We start from the raw sequence: 1,490 nt of genomic DNA on the forward strand, positions 1-1,490 counted from the left end.
CCTGGTGCGCCAGCGCCGACAACCCCGCCTCACGCACCCGCCCCAGCACCTCACGGAACGTCGGATCACCCGACAGGTCCGTGCGGATCACCAGGGTGTTGACGAAGAAGCCGACCAGGTCGTCCAGGGCCACATCGGTGCGGCCGGCCACCGCGGACCCGATCGGGATGTCCGTGCCCGCGCCCAGCCGCGACAGCAGCACCGCAAGAGCGGCCTGCAGCACCATGAACACCGTCACACCCTCGGCCCGCGCCACCTCCACCACACGCGCATGCAGCTCCGCCGGTATCTCCACCGGCACCCGATGCCCACGATGACTCGCCACCGCCGGACGCACCCGGTCCACCGGAAGCGCCAACTCCTCCGGCGCACCCGCCAACGCCTCACGCCAGTACGCCACCTGGGCCGACACCAGACTCTCCGCGTCGGCCTCGTCGCCGAGGAGTCCGCGCTGCCAGAGGGCGTAGTCCGCGTACTGCACCGGCAGCGGCTCCCACACCGGGACCCGCCCCCCGCACCGCGCCGCGTACGCCCGCGAGAGATCCCGGGCGAGGGGTTCCATGGACCAGCCGTCGCCGGCGATGTGGTGGACGGTCATGGCGAGTACATGCTCGTCGGGTCCGGTCCGCAGCAGTGACGCGCGGATCGGCAGCTCCGCGGCGAGGTCGAAGGCATGGGTCGTGACCTCGGCCACCGCGGCGTCCAGCGCCGCGGCCGGGACCTCCCGGTACTGCAGCTCCCAGCTCACCTCGGGGAGGCCGAGGATGTGCTGGTAGGGCTCGTCGTCGACCGTCGCGCAGAGCGTCCGCAGTACCTCGTGGCGTGCGATCACGTCGCGGAACGCCGCACTGAGCGCGGTACGGTCCAGCCTGCCCGAGAGGCGCAGCACCACGGGGAGGTTGTAGGTCGGGCTCGGGCCGTCCAGCCGGTCGATGAACCACAGCCGGCGCTGGGCGAACGACAGCGGCACCCGCTCGGGGCGCTCACCCGCGGTCAGCGCCGGCCGGGCCGTACCCTGGCCCGCCAGGCGCGCCGCGAGGCCGGCCACCGTCGGCGCGTCGAACACCTCGCGGATCTCCAGTTCCACGCCGAGGACGGCGCGTACCCGGCTGGCGAGGCGTACGGCCAGCAGGGAGTGGCCGCCGAGGGAGAAGAAGTCGTCGTCGACGCCCACGCTCCCCACGCCCAGCACCTGCGCGAAGACCCCGCACAGCAGTTCCTCCTGGAGGGTGGCCGGTGCCCGGCCGCCTGCGGCGGTTCCGGCGCTGAGGTCGGGTGCGGGCAGGGCCTTGCGGTCGAGCTTCTTGTTGACGGTGAGCGGCAGCGCGTCCAGCACCACCACCGCCGACGGGACCATGTACTCCGGCAGCCGCTGGGCGGCCAGCTCGGTCAGGGCCGCCGGCAGACGGGCCGGGTCCGCATCCGGGGTGGGGACGACGTAGGCGACCAGGCGGACATCCCCCGGAGCGTCCTCACGCGCCACCACCGCC

General features: G+C 73.5%; 1 protein-coding gene. It reads right to left on the minus strand.

Features of this window, described 5'->3' with window-relative positions; genetic code table 11:
* A partial coding sequence (locus tag AOK09_RS31575; RefSeq protein ID WP_245687574.1) for a condensation domain-containing protein occupies positions 1-1,490 on the minus strand: 1,490 nt, incomplete at both ends.

The sequence above is a fragment of the Peterkaempfera griseoplana genome, assembly GCF_001418575.1.
In the GTDB taxonomy this organism is placed as follows: Bacteria; Actinomycetota; Actinomycetes; order Streptomycetales; family Streptomycetaceae; genus Peterkaempfera; species Peterkaempfera griseoplana.